The organism is Pseudonocardia sp. GCM10023141 (assembly GCF_042653605.1).
Window position 1 is genome coordinate 126,613 of record NZ_JBHSIR010000023.1, and the last position, 18,620, is coordinate 145,232.

Consider the following 18,620-nt stretch of genomic DNA (forward strand, 5'->3'; position numbering starts at 1 on the left):
CTCGGCACCCCGGTTCCGGCAAGTTCAGGGCGCACGGACAGACGGGTCAGCTGCCAACCGGAATGTATTTTCCGCAGATCTTCTGACCGTTGTTCAGCGCCTTGAACTGCGCGCCCTGAACCTGGAAGTAGTACTGGCACGGGGTGGGGGGAAGCATCTTCGCCGTGCCGAAGTCCCCGAACCCGACCGCCGTGGCGAGCATGCCCCCGGCGTCGTATCCGCTCACCTTGCGCATGTTCTCGATGAAGCTCGCGGCCGTCGGATCAGGTCCGGCCTTCTGCAGGCCGGTGATCATGAGGTCGGCGCCGACCCAGCCGGTCCAGTGCCCGTAGCTCGGGACGGAGCCCTTCTTGAAGGTCGGGTCGTACTTCGCCAGGGTGTCGATCATCGCCAGGGTCCCGACGCCGGGCTGGGTGAAGTTGACCTGGTTGTCGGCGAACGCGCCCTGTGCGCTCTGGTTGGCGGCACCGGGGTCGAGGATCGCCTGCCCGTAGATGCCGACGAGCGCCACCTTGAGCGAGACACCGGCGTCATGCAGGGTCTGGATGAGCGCGAGGTCGGAGGACTCGACGAAGGAGGTCCGCAGCCCATCGCAGCCGGCCTGCTTGATCTGCAGCGCGATCGCGGTGAAGTCGCTCCCGCCGACCGGCACCGCGTAGTTCTGGTAGCAGCTCGTGATGCCTTCCTGCTCGGCACCGGCGAGGGTGCCGGCCACCTGGGCGACGGACGAGGGCGAGCCTTCGAAGGCGAGTGTGGCGAGCTTGGTGACGCCCTGCTGCTTGAGCATCACGCCGTCGTAGGTGGCGCGGTAGTTCTTGCCGTCCAGCTGACCGAGCACCGGCTCGTAGGCGCTGAACATGTTCGTGTTGGGTTGCTGGATCCATTCCGGACCATCAATGCCCCATCCGGTCACCGGAACGTTCTGGCGCTGCAGGTACTTCGACGCACCGAACACGAATGCGGATTCGGTGATGATCCCGAAGACCTTCTCGTTCTCCACCAGGTGCTGTGCCGCGACGAGGGCCTGAGCCGGGGAGGAAGCGGTGTCGGCGGACACCAGCTCGATCTTCCGTCCATTGACTCCACCTGAGGCGTTCGCCTGCTCGATGCGGGCTTTCGCCGCCTCCAGCCCACCGTCGAAGGACGACGCTGCCGCCCCTGTGAGATCGGCCAGGAAGCCGACCTTCAATGGTGTCGTCGAGGCGGTGGCACCACTGGCGGCAGCGCCGTTTCCGGCACCGTCGCCGCACGCGGCCAGTCCCAACACGACGCAACTGGTCACGGCGATTATCAGGGCTCGCTTCTTCATCGCTCACCTCATTCGTCTGAGTGCCGTAGGGCTCGGTGGATTCGGGGAGACGGACGTATCAGCGGTCCGCCGGAGCGGACAGGCCGTGTGGATCATGGACGAGGACCCCGTCGATCGCGGTCGCCACGACGTCGATCGCGGGCTCGTCGCGCGCCAACTCAACGAGCGGATCCGCCGACAGCACCGCGAAGTCCGCGAGGTAGCCCGCACGCAGCAGGCCCAGCTCGTGTTCACGGAACGCCGCGTAGGCCGATCCCCAGGTGTAGGCGCGGAGCGCATCCGCTGGCTGGATGCGCTCCTGCGGGGTGAGCACCACACCCTTCGCGGTCCGCCGCTGGACTGCGTCGGCCATGCCGAGCAACGGCGCGCCCTTCACCACCGGCCGGTCTGAGCTCGCCGGCAGCACGACACCGGCGTCGAGGAAGCTCTGCTGCCGGTAGCACCCGTCCATCCGCTTCTCCCCCAGCGCGGCGAGCATGCCGTCGCCGATCTCGTGGAGAAAGCGCGCCTGGGGCACCGGTATGACCCCCAGGTCGGCGAGGCGCGCGACGTCGGGCGCGGTGATCAGCCCGCAGTGCTCGATGCGGTGGCGGTGATCGGCCCGCGGGAACCGGCGCAGTGCCTCGGCATAGGCGTCCAGTACCGCACCGACGGCCCGGTCCCCGATCGCGTGCGCGGCGATCTGCCAGCCGGCCTCGTGGACCTTGATGATCGACTCACGGAGCAGGTGCTCCTCGATCTGGAAGTATCCGCGATCGCCGTCGTTCTGGTCCGAGTAGGGCTCCGAGAGGGCTGCCGTCCGGCCGATCAGCGACCCGTCGGCCCAGAGCTTGACCGGTCCGATCCGCAGCCGGTCGTCGCCGAACCCGCTGCGCAGGCCGAGATCGAGGCCGAACGCCTCGGCGCCCACTGCTCCCACGATGTCGTGCAGCTCCTCCAGCACGACCATCAGCGTCGCCCGGACACCGAGCGCCCCCGATGCTAGCGCCGACTGATAGGCGCCGACCTCCACCGGCGTGCGACCGAGGAGACCGCCGCCGACTCCCGCTTCCTGGACGCTGGTGACGCCCTCGGCGAGCAACGCCCGGCTCGCCCGGTCGATGGCCTCGACCAGATCGGCCGTCGGGGTCGGGTACATCAACGGCCGCAGCAACAGCTGAGCCTGCTCCCGGATCAACCCGGTCGGCCGTCCCTCCGCATCGCGGACGACGTCTCCGCCGGGCGGAACGGTGCGGAGGTCGATCCGGTTGAGTACGACGGAGTTGACGACCGCCATGTGGCCGGAGCGGTGCTGCAGCCACACGGGGTGATCGCCTGCCACCCGGTCCAGCGCCGCACGCTGCGGGTGCCCGCCCACCAGACTGTTGTCGTCGTAGCCGGTCCCGCGGATCCACGATCCGGGCGGCCGCTCGGCGGCAACGGCGGCGACCGCCGCGTAGACGTCGTCGACCGAGCGGATCGACGGCGCGCCCAGGTCCAGATCGCGCAGAGCAAGTCCGAACCAGGCCATGTGGTTGTGGGCATCGTGGAAACCCGGGACCACCCAGTTCCCACCCAGGTCGACCGTGCGCGCGGCACTCAGGCCATCGCAGTCGGCACCGACCGCGACGATCCTGGACCCGAGCACCGCGAGGCGGTTCGCGATGCCGCTCCCGTCACCGGGCCGGAAGGCCGCACCGGTGTAGATCACGTCGACGCGCATGCCACACCCCGCTCAGGCCGATGCCGGCGCTGGAGCCGTCCACCGCAGCGGCACCCGGTCCATCCCCATCACGCCACCGGCGTGAAAGGTGATCGGCAGACTCTCGTCGAGCTCGTACTCCGGCAGGACCTCATGGAACGCGGTGAGGGCGATCTGGAGCTGCTTGCGGGCGAGATGCGATCCCAGGCAGCGGTGCGGGCCCGCACCGAACGCGAGGTGTCGGTTCGACGCGCGGTCGAACCGGACCTCCGCGGCGTCCGCGAACTCCCGATCGTCGCGACCGGCCAGCGCTGCTGGAAGCAGCACCCGGTCCCCCGCCCGCAACGTGAGTCCGTGGAACTCCATGTCCTTGGTGCAGGTCCGGACGGGATTCACGAACGCGTGCACGCGCAGCAGCTCCTCGACGGCCGATTCCACCAGAAGCGGGTTCTCGACCAGCTGCCGGCGGTGCTGGGGGTGCCCGGCGAGGAAGTGCAGCGAGAAGGCCAGCGCGGTCGTCACCGTGTCCAGGCCGGCGATGAACAGCAGGGAAGCGATGTTGATCGCCTCGTCCGTCGTCACCGCACGGCCGTCGACCGTCCCCGCGATGATCTCGGACAGGACGTCGCCCTCGACCGGGTTCCGCCGTCGCGCCGGAATCAGCTCGCGCAGGTAGGCCCAGAGCGCGTCGCCGGATCGTTTCGTCAGCGCGGGATCCTCCTGCCGCAGCATCCCGTCCGCCCAGGCGAGGAAGGTGCCCATCTCCTCCAGCGGCAGCTTCAGCAGGTGCTGGAGGAAGATGATGCGCGGCAACGGGCCGGCGAACTCGGCGATGACGTCCGCGCTGCCCCGCGACGCGAACCTCGGCAGCAGGTCGGCGCAGATCTGGTGGATGGCGGGCACGAGCCGGTTCGCCGCGGCTGGGGAGAACGCCGAGGCGAGCAGCCGCCGGTACAGCGCGTGGACGGGCGGATCGAGCTGCAGCGGGATCATCTTCGCGGCGAACGTGGTGTAGTTCAGCCCCGTCGTTCGGCTGGAGAACACGACCCCGTCCTGGTAGGCGTCGCGGATCGAGGCGGCGTCGGTCAGGACGAAGAAGCCTCCGGACACCGGTGACCAGAAGTTGGAGTGATCGCGCAGCGCCATGTAGGCGTCGAACGGCGTGGGCGTCGCGCGAGGATCGGCCTGGTAGTCGAACACGTGGACCGAGGACGGCGGGACATGGGCGGGGCAGCCTTCCCGACCTGTGACCGTCGCGACGTCGTCACCAGACATCCTGCTCCTCCTCATTAGCGCGGATCATCAGCCGCCCGGTGTGCTCGAAACCCTCGGCGACGCGTCATGGGTGCCCGGCATTCCCGTTGTGCGGACCGCGGTGGCGGCAGAGCCTAGGGAGCATTCGCGCACCTGTCAATCTTATCTGTATTCTCTTATTTATCTAACGATATATTGCAGGCATGCGGAGGCTGCTCGCGCCGAGTCGGTTGCGGACCGCTCAGGCGAAGAGATCGAGAACGGTGTTCTTCGGTAGCGCCGCCAACGTGGCACGGTGGTTCGCCCGCGCGTGGGCGAGCCAGAGCTCGCTCGCCCGCCGACCGTCCCGAACGAGGATGAGATCCAGCACCGATCGGTGCACGTCGTGCGAGGTGACCTGCCACCGCGGCGGCCTCGACCCCGTCGGTTGCTGCGCCGCGGCGACGGCGACCCCGTGCCGGCGCACGATGCTCGAGAGCATCCGTGCCATCAGCGCCATCGTCTGGAGCCCGGACTGCTCGACGAGCTCGGCGTGGAAGTTCGCCGAGGCGACGTTGAACCGGGCCGCGTCCCCGAGGGTGTCCTCCTCGGTGTCGAGGAGCTTGCGCAACACCTCGACGGACTCGGCCCCGGCCCGCTCGGCGAGCACGCGCACGGCACCGATCTCCAGCACGGCCTGGGTCTCGTGCACGTCGACGAGCCGCGTGTCGTTGAACTCCAGCAGCACCGCCACGTAATGCGCCGCGCTGTCCGCATCGGGGGCCCGCACCCGCGCTCCGCCGTGCATCCCGCGCTTCACCGAGATGAGCCCCTCGGACTCGAGGATCCGCATCGCCTCCCGCAGCGTCGGCCGCGAGATCCCGAACTGCCGCAACAGCTCGGACTCGGGCGGCAGGAGCTCGTCTGTCCGGAGCTCGCCGCGCACGATGCGCCGCCGGATGCTCTCGGCCGCCAGTACGGCCGCCTTGGGTATCCGCAACGGATCGAAGGACTCGCTCACAGCAGGGAGTGCAGCAGGCCGCCATCGATGGCGATGCTCTGTCCGGTGACGTAGCCCGCCTGTCGCGAACACAGGAACGTGCACAGCGGGCCGAACTCGCCGAGCGCGTTCCCCAGGCGCTTCATGGGCAGGAACGCCGCAGCGGACGCCGTGACGTCATCGAAGCTGCGGCCGCTGCGCTGCGCCTCGGCGCGGTGGATCGCCTCGTTGCGCTCCGTCCTGATGTAACCCGACTGGACGGTGTTCACCGTGATGCCGTCACCGGCGACCTCGCGGACGAGGGCCTTAGCCGTCGCGGTGACCGCCGCCTGGAAGGCGTTGTGCAGTACCTCATCGGGGATCGGCTCCCGTACCCCGACGGAGGTGATCATGATGATGCGCGCCTGGTCGGACGCGCGCAGGTGCGGTAGCGCGGCCCGGACCAGCCGGACGACGCTCATCAGAGTGAGATGGCTGGCGTGTTCCCAGGCATCCTGGTCGACGTCGGCAAACCCGCCGTGCGTAGGGGCGCCGGTGTTGGTGACGAGGATGTCGAGGCCACCCAGCGCCGCGACGGCGGCGGCGACGGTCTGCTCGCCCGCATCGGGGTCCTCGACGCTGGCCGCGTGGAAGCCGGCGGCGCCGAGATGTGCCGCCCGCTTCTCCAGCTCCTCGCTGCCACGGGCGTTGAGGAAGACCCCGGTGCCCTCGGCGGCCAGTGCCGCGGCCACCGAGTACCCGAGGCCTCTGCTCGAGCCCATCACCAGTGCCCGTCGGCCCTGCAGTCCCAGATCCACGACTACTCCTTGTGCATGAGCCAGCAGGCGATCACGTCGTCGCTGGTGCCCACCACTGCGGTGGGCCGGATGCTGCCCGTGAGCATCACATCGGTGTACGAATCCGGGATGGCCGCGACGGCATCCGACGCGACGACCACCGAATAGTTGCGGCTGATCGCCTCGATGCACGCGCCGACGATCCCGACATTGAGCGAGATCCCGGCCACCACCAGCGCCGTCACTCCCAGTCCGCGCAGCACGAAGTCCAGCTCCGTACCCGTGAAGATGCTGGCCCCACGGGAGCGCGGTACCACCAGGTCCGCAGGCTCCGGCCCGAGCGCGGCAATGATGTCCGCATCCGGGGAGCCCGCGGGGGTGCGGTACTCGCCCGTTCGTGCCGACCTCCACCACATGGGGGCGTTGACCGCGGCGCCGCGCCCGTCGGGCCGCTCGACCTTCGGGCAGTGCACCACGGGAACACCCGCGTCACGGGCGGCACCGGCGAGCCGGACGGTCGTCGCGAGCAACCGGTCGACACTCGCGCTGCCGTACAGCGCGCGCTCCTGGTCCCCCAGCAGGACCGTCTGGAGGTCCATCAACACCAGCGCCGTCCGTTCAGGCGCGATCACCGTGCTCAGGTCGAGTGGCATGGAACTCCTTTGTCGGTACAGGCAGCCCGGGCGCAGAACAACGGGGACCGATCAGGACGGCCCGGCCAGATCCATCGAGCCGGAGATGATGTGGCGCATGATCTCGCTGGAGCCGCCGAGGATCCGGCCGACGCGGCTGTCGCGCCAGAGCCGGGCGATCTCGTACTCGTTCATGTAGCCCGCACCACCGAAGAGCTGCAGGCAGGTGTCCATCGCCTCCCACTGGCGCTCGCTGACGAACAGCTTGGTCAGTGCGGCGTCCTCGGACGTCAGCGTGCCGTCGACCAGCTGGCCCACGGCGCGGTCGGTCAGCACCCGGCAGGCGAAGGCGATGGCCGCGACGTCCGCGAGCCGGAACCGGGTGTTCTGCTTGGCACCCAACGGCTCGCCGAAGACCTCACGGCCACGGACGAAGTCGGTGGTCAGCACGATGGCGCGATCGAGCAGCGCGGTCGCGGTGACCGCGCACGCCACCCGTTCCCTGGCGAGCCCGCGCATCAGGTAGGAGAAGCCCTCGTTCTCCTCGCCGAGCCGGTTCGCCTTCGGCACGCGCACGTTGTCGAAGAACAGCTCCCCGGTGTCCTGGCCCCGCTTGCCGATCTTGTCGAGCTTGCGGCCACGCTCGAACCCTGCCATCCCGCGCTCGATGACCAGCAGGCTGATCCCGCGCCGCCCGGCCTCCGGATCGGTCTTGACCGCGACGACCACGATGTCGGCCAGTATCCCGTTCGTGATGTAGGTCTTGGCGCCGTTGACGATGTAGTCGTCGCCGTCGGAGACCGCGGATGTCCGCATCGACTTGAGGTCCGAGCCCGCACCGGGCTCGGTCATCGCCAGCGCGCCGATGGTCTCGCCCGTCACCCAGCGCGGCAACCAGCGGGCCTGCTGCTCCGCATCGGTCAGGTCGATGAGATACGAGGGCAGGACGTCGTTGTGCAGCGCGAAGCCGAACCCCGCTGATCCCGAGGCGATGAACTCTTCAGTCATGATCGCGTTGAACCGGTAGTCGCGGATGCCGGTGCCGCCGTGCTCCACGGGTGCTTCCCAGCCCAGCAGGCCGATCTCGCCGGCCTTGAGCCACACCTCGCGGTCGACCAGTCCCCGGGCCTCCCACTCCGCCGCGTGCGGCGCGCACTCCTTGTCGAAGAAGGATCGGGTCAACCGCCGGAACGCGTCGTGCTCCGGCGTGTACAACGTGCGCCCCATCATCACTCCTGATTCACCCGAGCCTCGATCTAGTTATATGATTGACTTAACTAGATGTTACAGACGATGGCGCGGGCGCTGCCCGATGTCAACCCATCAGAAGGGGATGAGGGAGTTGGCCAAGAACGAACCCGCCGAAACGTTGGCAGAGCTCGCCGCCTTCCCGGTCCATCGGCGGCTGACGACCCGATGGAGCGACAACGACGCGAACGGCCACCTCAACAACGTCGTGTTCTACGCACTGTTCGACTCGGCGGTCACCGGCTGGCTGATGGAGTCGAGCGGAGTCGACATCCGCACGCTGCCGGCGGTCCCCGTGCTCGCCGAGACCTCCTGCCGCTTCCTTCGCGACCTGTCCTTCCCCGACGACGTCACCGTCGGCATCGGAGCCGAGCGCGTAGGCCGCACGAGCGTGACCTACGCGCTGGGACTCTTCCGCGACGAGCCGGCCGGGGCCGCGCCGTCCCTCCGAGCACGCGGCCGCTTCGTCCAGGTCTTCGTCGACGCCGCCACGCGGAGACCCGTGCCGATCCCGGAACCCGTCCGCCGGGCGCTGGCCGGCCTCGGCGCCCGACTCCGGGACTGAGCACGCCTGCTCACCCGCTGGCCACCACGGCCTCCGCCTCGATCTCGACCTTCCACCGGGGGTCGAGCATGCCCGCGACGGCGATCATCGTCGCCACCGGCCGAATCCGCCCGAAGACCTCACGATGGACGTCGCGGACCGCCGGCAGGTCGTCGACGGACATCACGAACATCCGGGTGCGCACCACGTCCGACAGGCTCGCCCCCGCCTCATGCAGCGCCGCCTCCGCGACCTCCCAGCAGCGCCGCGCCTGGAGCACGACATCGTCGGGACACGACCCGTCCGGCCACACCGGCGCAGTTCCCGCGACGAACACGTGCGCGCCCACCCGGACCGCTCGACTGAAGCCGATGAGGTCCTCGAACGGGGACGAGGAGCTCACGTTCAGACGAGGAGTCGTCATCGCTGTCCCCCTCGCCGCGAGACGCTGTCCATGCATTGCCAGTCCCTCAACATAGCTATATTATTAATCTGATGACGAGCCGCTTGTCGAGCCCGCGACCCGGAGGACAACGATGAAGATCGGCCTGGTGGTCGACAACCACGGATCTCACGCGATCGACAACGTGCAGACCTGGCCCGCAGAAGCCGAGCGGCTCGGCTTCCACTCGCTGTGGTTCACCGACCACGTCATCGGCCTCACGAGCTACGCACCGCGGTTCAGCACGACCTGGGCCGAGTCGTTGACGTCGCTGTCCTTCGCGGCGGCCCGGACGTCGACGATCCGCGTGGGCGTCGGGGTCATGGTGGTGCCCTACCGCAACCCCGTGTACGCCGCGAAGGTGCTGGCCACGATCGATCTCCTCAGCGGCGGCCGGCTCGATGTAGGCGTTGGTGTCGGGTGGTCGCGGTCGGAGTACAAGGCCCTCGGCGTCGGTGATCTCTTCGACGTGCGCGGGGCCTACACCGACGAGTCGCTCGACGTCATGCAGCGATGCTGGGCCGGCGGCACGCTCGGCTACCAGGGCACGTGGAACGCCTTTCGCGAGATCGACTTCTCGCCGGCGCCTGCACAACCCGCCGGTCCGCCCCTGTGGGTCGGCGGGCACAGCGGGCCCGCCCTGCGCCGGGCCGCCCGCTTCGCGGCCACCTGGCACCCGATGGGCTTGCAGCCCCTCGAGTTGGCCGCGGCAGGCGACCGGCTCGACGCGATCGCCGGCCGGGAGATCACCCGCACCACGCGGATCCTCGTCCCGGCCTCGATCGGGTCCGCGGAGCTGCAGGACCAGCTCGTCGCCTTCGCCGGTGTGGGTTGCGTCGAGGTGGCGGTGGACATCTCGACCCCCGACGCGGGCGAGTTCCGGGATGCGGCCCAACGGCTGGCCGGGTCGCTGTCCGCGCTCGCCGGAACCTGAGACCGCTCGATCGGTCGGTGGAGCCCGGCGGTGCCGGGCTCCACCGACCGATCAGGACCCGACGAGCCCGGCCAACCGCGAGCCGATGATCTGCTCTGCATCGGCGACGATCCGATGGACGAGCTCCGCGACAGTGGGGATGTCGTGGATGATGCCCTGCACCATCCCGGAGCTCCAGATCCCGGCTTCGGTGTCGCCGGTCTCGAACACCGACCGTCCGCGCTTGCCGGCCACCAGATCGCTGACATCGGCGAACGCGCCGCCGGCAGCCAGTATCCGCACCACGTCAGTGCTCACCGTGTTGCGCGCCACGCGTGCCGTGTTGCGCAGAGAGCGGAAGATCAGGTCAGTGTCGAGTTCGCCGCCCTCGACGATCCGCTCCTTGACCCGCTGGTGGATCGGTGCCTCGGCGGTGCACAGGAACCGGGTTCCCATGTTGATCCCCTCGGCTCCGAGGGCCAGCGCAGCCACCAGCCCGCGGGCGTCGGCGAATCCGCCGGAGGCGAGGATCGGGATCGTCAGCCGCTCCGCCGCCGCCGGCAGCAGGACCAGCCCTGGCACGTCGTCCTCGCCGGGATGGCCTGCGCACTCGAACCCGTCGATGCTCACCGCGTCCACCCCGAGGAGCTGCGCCTTGACGGCGTGCCGCACGCTGGTGCATTTGTGGATCACCTTGATCCCCGCTGCGTGCAGGTGCTCGGTGTGCACGGCCGGATTCGAGCCCGCCGTCTCGACGATCGTGATTCCGGAATCGATGATCGCGGAGCGGTACTCGTCATACGGTGGCTCGTCGATCGTCGGCAGGATCGTGAGGTTGACCCCGAACGGCCGGTCGGTCAGCTCCCGGGTACGGGCGATCTCCTTGACCAGGTCCTCGGGCGTGGGCTGCGTGAGGGCCGCGAGAAAGCCCAGTGCGCCGGCCTCGGCCACAGCCGACACCAGCTCCGCCCGACCGACCCACTGCATGCCCCCTTGGACGATCGGATGCTCGACCCCGAAGGTCTCCGTGAAGCGGGTCGTCAGCACAGCGTCTCCTCTACGACAGTGGCTGGGACAGGGACGGCCCGGCCGGCCGCACGTCCCAGGAAGGTTCTTAACATCTAACCTATTTAGCGTTACCCTGCAACGGGAGGTTCCGTGGAGAAGCAGCGTTACGACGCGTACATCACTGGCGTCGGTCACTCCGAGATCGGTCGCGCGCTGTTCCGCGATCCGCTCGACCTGGCAACCGACGGCTGCCTCGCTGCCATCGCCGACGCCGGCCTGACCCGCGAGGACATCGACGGGATTGCGGCGTTCTCGTCGGGCGCTGGCAGCGTGGGGGCCGTGGAGGTACAGGAGGCACTCGCGATCGACCTGGAGTGGTTCGACACCAGCCTGATCGGCCCCTCTCAGCTCCTGGCACTGTTCAACGCGATCATGGCGGTGCAGACCGGAATCGTGCGGCATGCGGTGGTGTTCCACGCCTCCTGCGAGGGCACCGCGCGCAAACGACTCGGCCGCGGCGGCGCCATCCCCGGCTCCGCCGAGGCGATGCCGTCGCGCGCCACCGGGATGAGGGAGGACTGGCTGCCCTACGGTGCACCCTCCGCCGGCAATCTCATCGCGATGTACGCGCAGCGGCACTTCCACGAGTACGGAACCACCCGTGAGCAGCTGGCCCAGATCCCGCTGGTGCAGCGCGCCAACGCCACGCTCAACCCGCAGGCCGTCTACCGCGACCCGCTGTCGCTGGCGGACTACCTCGGCGCCCGGATGATCACCGAGCCGTTCTGCCTGTACGACTGCGATGTGCCGGTGGACTTCTGCTCAGCCGTGGTGGTGTCTCGCTCTGACAGCCTGTCCGGGCTGACCCACCCGCCGATCGCGGTCACCGCGGCGGGCACGGCCGTGCGGGCCCGCTCGTCCTGGACCCAGTTCGACGACCTCACCACGATGATGCTGCGCGACGCAGCGACCGCGTTGTGGGAGCGCACGGACCTGCGTCCGTCCGATGTCGACATCGCCGAGCTGTATGACGGGTTCAGCTTCATCGCGCTGGCGTGGTTGGAGGCGCTGGGATTCTGCGGCAAGGGCGAGGGCGGCCCCTTCGTCGAGGGCGGTAGCCGTATCTCCCTCGACGGCGAGCTGCCACTGAACACCAACGGGGGACAGCTATCGGCCGGCCGGATGCACGGCTGGGGTTACGTGCCGGAGGCGTGCGTGCAGCTGTGGGGATCCGGCGGCGAGCGGCAGGTACAGGGCGGCCCCGAGGTCGCCGTGGTGGGGGCCGGCGGAGGCATCTATGCGGGTGCGCTGCTGCTGACCCGCGGCTGACCCGCGGCTGACCCACGGTCGACCCGGTCGGGCCCCAGGCCCGAACACATCACTCCACTCCTACTGTGCAGCCTCTTCGGCGTGCTGCGAAGGCGAGGGCACATCCGGTGAACATCACGATGGTGCTGGACATGGCCACCTCGGCCGACCCGGAACGGGTCGTGCTCGGCCGACCCGGCGACGGGATGACCTACTCGGATCTGTACCGGCAGGCCGGTGTCGCGGGCGAACGTCTGCACGCCGACGGCATCCGCCACCTGGCGTTCGTCGGCCCGAACTCCCCTGCGTTCGGTGTCGCGGTCTTCGCCGCGGCGTGGGCGGGAATCCCTCTGCTCCCCCTCAACTACCGACTGCCCGCCGACCAGGTCGTAGGCCTGCTCGACGTGCACGACGACGTGCTGGTGCTGTCGCACCCCACCACGGCCGACGTCGTCCGCGGCTCCCGGCACCCGGTGCTCGACCGCGACGACTGGCTGGCCACGACCGACATCGGGGAGCCGACGGGGACGTGGGCCCAGGACGGCGACGCGATCGCCGTCCTGCTCTACACCAGCGGCACGACGTCGGCGCCGAAGGCCGCGGTTCTGCGGCATCGGCATCTGCTGTCGTACCTGTTCGCCGCCGTGCCGTTCGGCGAGTCCGCCGAGACCGACGCTACCGTCGTGGCGGTACCGCCGTACCACATCGCGGGCGTCGCGAACCTCCTGAGCAACCTCTACTCGGGTCGCCGGATCGTCTACCTGGACGGCTTTACCCCGACGGGCTGGCTCGAGACCGTGCGGAAGGAGGCGGCGACCCATGCGATGGTCGTACCGACCATGCTCGCCCGCATCGTGGCGGAAGCCGACGGCCGGCCGGCCGACACGCCGTCGTTGCGGACCCTCTCCTACGGCGGCGCCAAGATCGCTCCCTCGATCATCGCGCAGGCCCTGGAGATCTTTCCGACCACGGGGTTCGTGAACGCGTACGGGCTCACTGAGACCAGCTCGACGATCGCCGTCCTCGGTCCCGAGGACCACCGCGAGGCCGTGAACAGCGCGGACCCGGCCGTTCGGGCCCGGCTGGGCTCCGCGGGGAAACTGGTACCCGGCACCATCGCCGAGATCCGCGACGACGCCGGTGCGCGCTTCCCGGCTGGAACGTCCGGATCGTTGTGGGTCAAGGGAGATCAGGTCTCCGGCGAGTACCTGGCCGCCGACTCGCCGCTCGACGCGGACGGCTGGTTCCCCACGCGGGACCGCGCGTACTTCGACCAGGCCGGCTACCTGTTCATCGAGGGCCGGAGCGACGACACGATCATCCGGGGCGGAGAGAACACAGCGCCTGCCGAGATCGAGGCGGTCCTGATGCAGCATCCCGCCGTCGGTGACGCAGCGGTCGTCGGGGTACCCGACCCGGAATGGGGACACCGGATCGCGGCCGTGGTCGTAGCGGAAGAAGGCGTCGCACTCGACCTGGAGGAACTACGCGCCTTCGCCAGGGTCCGGCTCCGGACCGCGAAGACCCCGGAGCAGTGGGAGGCCTGGCCTGAGCTGCCTTACACCACCACCGGGAAGCTGCTGCGGCGCGAGGTCCTCGCGCAGCTCCAACAAGCCGACGGCACTCCCCCGCGGCCATGAACCGGACCGGGGGCGGCCCGCGAGCGGCGCCGCCCCCGTCCAGGTCAGGCCGCCCGGTTCAGGCCGTGGTGTCGGCCGTCGCCCACGCGTCGACGAGCGCCGCCACCGTCGTCCGGACGGCGAGAGGCGCGATCGTGTAGGTCAGGACGTCTGCGACGTAGGAGCGCGGCGCCCCGCCGACCGCGTCCCCCGCCACGATGACTTCGTATCCGCAGCTGACGGCATCTGTGCACGCGGCGATGATGCCGACGTTGGCCGAGATCCCGGCCACGACGACCGTGGCGACACCCATGTTGTGCAGGATCTGATCGAGCTCGGTGCCGCCGAAGGCCGTCACGCCGCGCTGTCGCGAGCACACGATGTCCGCCGGCTCGGGCCCCAGCTCCGGGATCACCGCTGCGGCCGCCGAGCCCGGAATGAGCGGATCGAAGCCGAGCCGCACCCGGCGCTTCCACATCGGAGTGTTGAGCGAGCTCCCGCGGCCGTCGGCACGTTCGGTCTTGATGCAGTGCACAACGCGGACGCCCGCAGCGCGGGCCGCGGTGGCGAGCACCGCGCAGCGCTCGATCACCCCGTTCGCCACCGCGTCCACGGCGATCGGAGAATCCCCGGCCAGGCTACCGACCAGCGCGTTCTGCATCTCGGTGAACACGACGGCGGTCGTTGCGGGCGCGGCGGCGAGGCGCAGGTCGATCGGCATGCTGACTCCAGGGTCTGAGCGGAAGGGAAGCGGTCACGCGACGCTCGAGGTCCACGCAGAGCAGACCTCGTCGGCGGTGCTGATCACGGCCATCGGCCGCAGGCTGTGCTGGAGCACCGACCTGCCGTACTCGTGCGGGATGCCGGCCACCGCGTCGGAGGCGACGACGATCTCGTAGCCGCGACTGACGCCCTCGGTACACGTGGTGAGCACGCCGACGTTGAGCGAGACCCCGCTCACCACCAGGGTCTTCACCCCGAGGTTGCGCAGGACCGGATCAAGCTCGGTCCCGGTGAACGGGCTGGCCCCCCGACTGCGCGGTACGACGAGGTCAGACGCCTCGGGCCCGAGCGGTGCGAGCACGGCCGCGCCGGCAGAACCCACCACAAGCCGCTCGGCCCCCGATCGGTGACGCCGGCGCCACAACGGGGTGTTGACCGACGCCCCAGCACCGTCAGCGCGTTCAACCTTGGTGCAGTGCACGACCGGCATGCCGAGCGCACGGGCGGTGCGCGCCAGCCGCTCCGCATTCGCGATCATCTCCTCGACAACGTCGGGGCCGTAATTCTGGCGCTCGGCAGGCCCGAGGAGGCCGTGTTGCAGGTCGACGAGCAGCAGGGCCGTCGTCGCGGGGACGAGCAGTGGCGAGAGGTCAAGCGGCACGGGGCCACCTCCAAAGGAGAGAGATCAGATGCGGGCGGCCGGCACGGGGGCACCCCGCACCACGCCGGGGAGCCGGAAGACACAGCCGCCGAGTGCGGGATCGTCGGTGTTGTCGCCCGTGGTGACGTAGAGATCGGTGCCGTCCGCGCCGCCGAAGCACACGTTCGTCACCAGCGAGGACGGCACGTCGACCCGGTCCACGACCCGGCCGTCCGGATCGAACCGGAGCACGCAGCCGCCGCCGAATACGGCGGCCCAGACGTGGTCCTCCTCGTCGATGGCGACACCGTCGGGTGTCCCGTCCGTGATCGGCGCGGTGTCCCAGAAGGACACCGGCTCGACCCGCTCGGCACCGACGAACCGGCTCACGCGCAACCGCCGGCCACCGCTCTCGGCGTGCACCATGCGCGCGCCGTCCGGCCATACGGCGATGCCGTTGGACACGCCCGCCACGTCGTCGTAGAGCACGACGTGGCGCCGCGCGGCTGTGATCAGCACAAGCTCGCTCGGCACATGCTCACCGGCGGCCATCCGGCCGGATCGCGCCGCCTTCGAGCCCGGATCGGGCGGGATCCGCCGGGTCGGGCCCACCAGTACCCGACCGGACGGGTCGGCGCACAGGTCGTTGAACCCGCCGACGGCGACGCCGTGCACCTCGGGCAGGTCGGCGCGATCGAGAAGAACCCGGCCCACCCCGTCGCGGACGTGCGCGACGTCGCGGCCCGACACCAGGAGCCCGCCGGTCTCGTGGCGGCAGAGCCCGCCGACGCCGCGGCGGCGCGGGATGACGACCTGCACCTCACCACCCGGATCGAGGCGGTGGACACCACCTCCCGGGACGTCGGTGAAGTAGAGGGCCCCGGCGGCGTCGACCACCGGACCCTCAACCACCCCGTAACCAGAAGCGACGACACTCAGGCCACCCACCGGACTCCTTCAGGACTCGGTCTCCCCGCCGTGCGGCACTGCGGGAGCGCCTCCAGCGACGCTTGCTAGCTGTATCATTTAACTCTATTCTTCGCGAACGGTGAAGGGCCGCGACACGCGGCCGCCCGGGATCGTCCGGCGACGACCGCGAGGCGCAGCGCCAGCAGAAGGGCTAACCCATGACCTCGTACGAGACCGTCTCGGTCAAGAAGGAGGGGATGACGGCCGTCGTCACCCTCGACCGGCCGGAGCGCCTCAACGCCTACAACAGGCAGATGATGGACGAGCTCACCACGGTGTGGGCGGACCTCGCCAAGGACGGTGACGTCCGATCGATCGTCATCACCGGCAACGGGCGCGCATTCTGCGCAGGCAACGACCTGCGCGACCCGAACCCGACGCGGGCCGAGCACTGGAAGGTGATCGGCCCGGAGTACCAGGACCCCGGCACCGTGCTCTCCCCCAAGGGCCACCGGCTCTTCAAGCCGGTGATCACCGCGATCAACGGGGTCTGCGCCGGCGGTGGGTTCTACTTCGTCAACGACGCCGACATCGTCATCTGCTCCGATCGAGCCAGCTTCGTCGAGCCGCACACCAGCCACGGGCTCACCGCGGGCGTGGAGATGCAGGGGCTGCGCTGGCGCATCCCCGTGGGCTGGGTGATGCGGATGGCGCTGATGGGCAAGCACGAGCGTGTCCAGCCCGCCACGGCGCTGCAGATCGGCCTGGTCACCGAGGTCGTCGCACACGACGACCTGCTGACCCGTGCGCTTGAGATCGCCGACGCCGTCAACAAGAACTCCCCCATGGCGAACCTGGCCACCGTCGAGGCGATGTGGCGCGGGATGGACATGACGCGCAGCGCCTCGCTGGACTTCGCCTACACGATGGCCACCTACCACAATGACATGAGCCCGGATCTCGAAGAAGGCAACGCCTCGTTCGTCGAAGGGCGGGAGCCGAACTGGGAGCGACTCGGCCGATGAACGCACCCGCCGAGACCGAGCCCGATGCCGTCGACATCGCAGCGCGCTACGCCGCCTTACTCCGGTTCGAACCCGACCACCGGTTGGTGCAGTACCAGGGCGACTGGACGTCAGTCGGCGACGCCGCCGCGCTGGCCGCCGCGCTCGACGCCCGGTTGCGCGGCTGCGGCCTCGCCGAGCCGATCAAGGTCGGCCTGATCACCCGCAACCGCCCCGGCCAGGTACTGACGATCCTGGCCACGCTGCTGGCGCGCCGCTGCCTCGTACCGATCACCTCCATCCAGTCCGACGCCGCAACGATCGCCGAGGTCGACCGCACCAGGATCGGGGTCCTTGTGGCCGATCATGAGGACTGGTCACGAACCGGACTGGTGGAGCACTGCGCCGCCCGCGGGATCCTGGGACTGGAGATGCCCGTGGACCGGAGCGGCCCGCTGACGGTCGTCGCGTCCCCGGAGGCGCCACGACCCGAGACGGTGCCCGCCCCGGACGTCGCGGTGCTGATGCCCACCAGCGGGACGACCGGGCCGCCGAAGCGCATCAGCTACCGATACTCCCACGTCAACGGTGCGCTCGGCAGGATCGCGCGCTACTCCGGAGCCACCGGTCGCACCCTCGGCGGCGAGATACGGCCGCGGGCAGGAGTGGTCGTGGCGGCGCTGCCGCTCGCCCATGTCGCCGGGTTCTGGACGGTCCTGCAGGCACTCGCCGAGGGCCGTTCGATCTCCCTGCTCGACCGCTTCGAGCCGACGACCTGGTCGAATCTGATCAAGGAGCACCGGGTCCGCGTCGCGATGATCCCGCCAACCACGCTCGGAATGGTGCTCGACGCCGACGTCCCGGTCGAGCACCTCAGCACGCTGCGTGCTGTGCTGTGCGGGACCGCTCCGCTAGATCCCGAGCTCCAGCAGGCGTTCACCAGCAGGTACGGCGTGCCGGTCCTCACTGCCTACGGTGCTACCGAGTTCCCCGGCGGCCTCGTGGGCTGGACCCTCGACGACTACCACCGCTTCCACACCGATAAGCCGCGCAGCGCCGGGCGGGCCCGTCCCGGTATCGGTATCAAGATCGTAGATCAGAATGACGGTTCCGATCTCCCCTTCGACCGGGAGGGCCTGGTCGCCGTGCACTCGCCTCAGGCGACGACGTCCACCGTGGACGGCTGGGTGCGCACCAACGACATCGGGCGGATGGACGCCGACGGCTTCCTCTGGATCGTCGGGCGGGCCGACGATGCGATCAATCGCGGCGGCTTCAAGATCGTGCCGCAGGTGGTCGAGGCAGCGCTGCGGGAGCATCCCGCCGTGCGCGAGGCCGCGGTCGTCGGCATCGCCGAGCCACGTCTGGGCCAGGTGCCCGTGGCGGTAGTCACCCTTCGTGTCCCTGTCGAGCCCCAACAGCTGCTGGAATGGGTGCGCGAGAGGCTCACGAAGTACCAAGTGCCGATCTCGGTCCGGGTGGTCGAGGAGTTGCCTCGAACGACGTCGATGAAGGTGAGCAAGGAAGCCGTCAGGCAGCTGTTCGCCTCCGAGTGATCCTCACGTGGTGGCATCCTCCGCTGCGCGGATAGATTGAATAGTCTTACCGTAAATCGTTCGCGGCTGGCCTTG

Annotated in this window: 18 protein-coding genes; 6 read left to right on the forward strand and 12 right to left on the reverse strand. The window is 69.5% G+C overall.

The genetic code is table 11. From position 1 onward, the window contains the following. Window positions 1-46: 46 nt before the first annotated feature. The 7 genes from ACFPFQ_RS12505 to ACFPFQ_RS12535 form a co-directional block, all read right to left on the reverse strand. A complete protein-coding gene (locus tag ACFPFQ_RS12505) occupies window positions 47-1,309 on the reverse strand; it encodes an ABC transporter substrate-binding protein (protein ID WP_379618081.1) in 1,263 nt (420 codons plus the stop codon). 58 nt (window positions 1,310-1,367) lie between these two features. Then, window positions 1,368-3,011, reverse strand: coding sequence for an amidohydrolase (locus tag ACFPFQ_RS12510; RefSeq protein ID WP_379618082.1), 1,644 nt, complete (start codon window positions 3,009-3,011; stop codon window positions 1,368-1,370). Between the two features lie 12 nt (window positions 3,012-3,023). Beyond that, the gene (locus ACFPFQ_RS12515) at window positions 3,024-4,265 is read right to left on the reverse strand and encodes a cytochrome P450 (RefSeq protein WP_379618084.1); all 1,242 of its coding nucleotides are present in this window, start codon (window positions 4,263-4,265) and stop codon (window positions 3,024-3,026) included. A 220-nt stretch (window positions 4,266-4,485) separates the two neighbouring features. After that, a complete protein-coding gene (locus ACFPFQ_RS12520; RefSeq protein WP_379618086.1) occupies window positions 4,486-5,244 on the reverse strand; it encodes a FadR/GntR family transcriptional regulator in 759 nt (252 codons plus the stop codon). Beyond that, a complete protein-coding gene (locus ACFPFQ_RS12525; RefSeq protein ID WP_379618088.1) occupies window positions 5,241-6,020 on the reverse strand; it encodes an SDR family oxidoreductase in 780 nt (259 codons plus the stop codon). Before ACFPFQ_RS12525 ends, ACFPFQ_RS12520 begins: the two co-directional genes overlap by 4 nt. A gap of 2 nt (window positions 6,021-6,022) precedes the next feature. Continuing rightward, window positions 6,023-6,652: an isochorismatase family cysteine hydrolase gene (locus ACFPFQ_RS12530; RefSeq protein ID WP_379618090.1), complete on the reverse strand. Its 630-nt coding sequence runs from the start codon at window positions 6,650-6,652 to the stop codon at window positions 6,023-6,025. A 51-nt stretch (window positions 6,653-6,703) separates the two neighbouring features. Next, a complete protein-coding gene (locus ACFPFQ_RS12535) occupies window positions 6,704-7,858 on the reverse strand; it encodes an acyl-CoA dehydrogenase family protein (RefSeq protein ID WP_379618092.1) in 1,155 nt (384 codons plus the stop codon). Between the two features lie 106 nt (window positions 7,859-7,964). Here ACFPFQ_RS12535 and ACFPFQ_RS12540 point away from each other — a divergent pair, with 106 nt between their 5' ends. Then, entirely contained in the window at window positions 7,965-8,444 is a 480-nt protein-coding gene (locus ACFPFQ_RS12540; protein ID WP_379618094.1) for an acyl-CoA thioesterase, read from the forward strand. 10 nt (window positions 8,445-8,454) lie between these two features. Here the strand turns inward: ACFPFQ_RS12540 and ACFPFQ_RS12545 are convergent, their stop codons facing one another. Then, entirely contained in the window at window positions 8,455-8,826 is a 372-nt protein-coding gene (locus ACFPFQ_RS12545) for a RidA family protein (protein WP_379618096.1), read from the reverse strand. A 133-nt stretch (window positions 8,827-8,959) separates the two neighbouring features. Between ACFPFQ_RS12545 and ACFPFQ_RS12550 the strand changes: the two genes are divergently transcribed. Beyond that, window positions 8,960-9,799, forward strand: a complete 840-nt coding sequence (locus ACFPFQ_RS12550; protein ID WP_379618098.1) for a TIGR03619 family F420-dependent LLM class oxidoreductase — start codon at window positions 8,960-8,962, stop codon at window positions 9,797-9,799. A gap of 51 nt (window positions 9,800-9,850) precedes the next feature. Here ACFPFQ_RS12550 and ACFPFQ_RS12555 read toward each other — a convergent pair whose 3' ends face one another. After that, a complete protein-coding gene (locus tag ACFPFQ_RS12555) occupies window positions 9,851-10,825 on the reverse strand; it encodes an NAD(P)H-dependent flavin oxidoreductase (RefSeq protein WP_379618100.1) in 975 nt (324 codons plus the stop codon). A gap of 111 nt (window positions 10,826-10,936) precedes the next feature. Between ACFPFQ_RS12555 and ACFPFQ_RS12560 the strand changes: the two genes are divergently transcribed. After that, window positions 10,937-12,115 carry a thiolase family protein gene (locus tag ACFPFQ_RS12560; protein WP_379618102.1) on the forward strand — a complete coding sequence of 393 codons (1,179 nt, stop codon included), beginning with the start codon at window positions 10,937-10,939 and terminating at the stop codon, window positions 12,113-12,115. A gap of 107 nt (window positions 12,116-12,222) precedes the next feature. After that, window positions 12,223-13,734 (forward strand): class I adenylate-forming enzyme family protein, encoded by a 1,512-nt coding sequence (locus ACFPFQ_RS12565; protein WP_379618104.1) that lies wholly within the window; start codon window positions 12,223-12,225, stop codon window positions 13,732-13,734. A gap of 58 nt (window positions 13,735-13,792) precedes the next feature. On the opposite strand, the gene ACFPFQ_RS12570 is transcribed toward ACFPFQ_RS12565, so the two are convergent. From ACFPFQ_RS12570 to ACFPFQ_RS12580, 3 genes are read right to left on the reverse strand one after another with little or no spacing between them, the layout of a single operon-like run. Then, complete coding sequence (locus ACFPFQ_RS12570) at window positions 13,793-14,434, reverse strand: cysteine hydrolase family protein (protein WP_379618106.1); 642 nt, start codon at window positions 14,432-14,434, stop codon at window positions 13,793-13,795. A gap of 33 nt (window positions 14,435-14,467) precedes the next feature. Next, the gene (locus ACFPFQ_RS12575) at window positions 14,468-15,097 is read right to left on the reverse strand and encodes a cysteine hydrolase family protein (protein WP_379618107.1); all 630 of its coding nucleotides are present in this window, start codon (window positions 15,095-15,097) and stop codon (window positions 14,468-14,470) included. Window positions 15,098-15,121: 24 nt separating this feature from the next. Then, window positions 15,122-15,988 (reverse strand): SMP-30/gluconolactonase/LRE family protein, encoded by an 867-nt coding sequence (locus tag ACFPFQ_RS12580; protein WP_379618109.1) that lies wholly within the window; start codon window positions 15,986-15,988, stop codon window positions 15,122-15,124. Window positions 15,989-16,203: 215 nt separating this feature from the next. Here ACFPFQ_RS12580 and ACFPFQ_RS12585 point away from each other — a divergent pair, with 215 nt between their 5' ends. Together ACFPFQ_RS12585 and ACFPFQ_RS12590 are read left to right on the forward strand one after the other, a co-directional pair. Further along, the gene (locus ACFPFQ_RS12585; RefSeq protein WP_379618111.1) at window positions 16,204-17,010 is read left to right on the forward strand and encodes an enoyl-CoA hydratase/isomerase family protein; all 807 of its coding nucleotides are present in this window, start codon (window positions 16,204-16,206) and stop codon (window positions 17,008-17,010) included. Continuing rightward, the gene (locus ACFPFQ_RS12590; protein WP_379618113.1) at window positions 17,007-18,545 is read left to right on the forward strand and encodes a class I adenylate-forming enzyme family protein; all 1,539 of its coding nucleotides are present in this window, start codon (window positions 17,007-17,009) and stop codon (window positions 18,543-18,545) included. Before ACFPFQ_RS12585 ends, ACFPFQ_RS12590 begins: the two co-directional genes overlap by 4 nt. Window positions 18,546-18,620 lie beyond the last annotated feature (75 nt).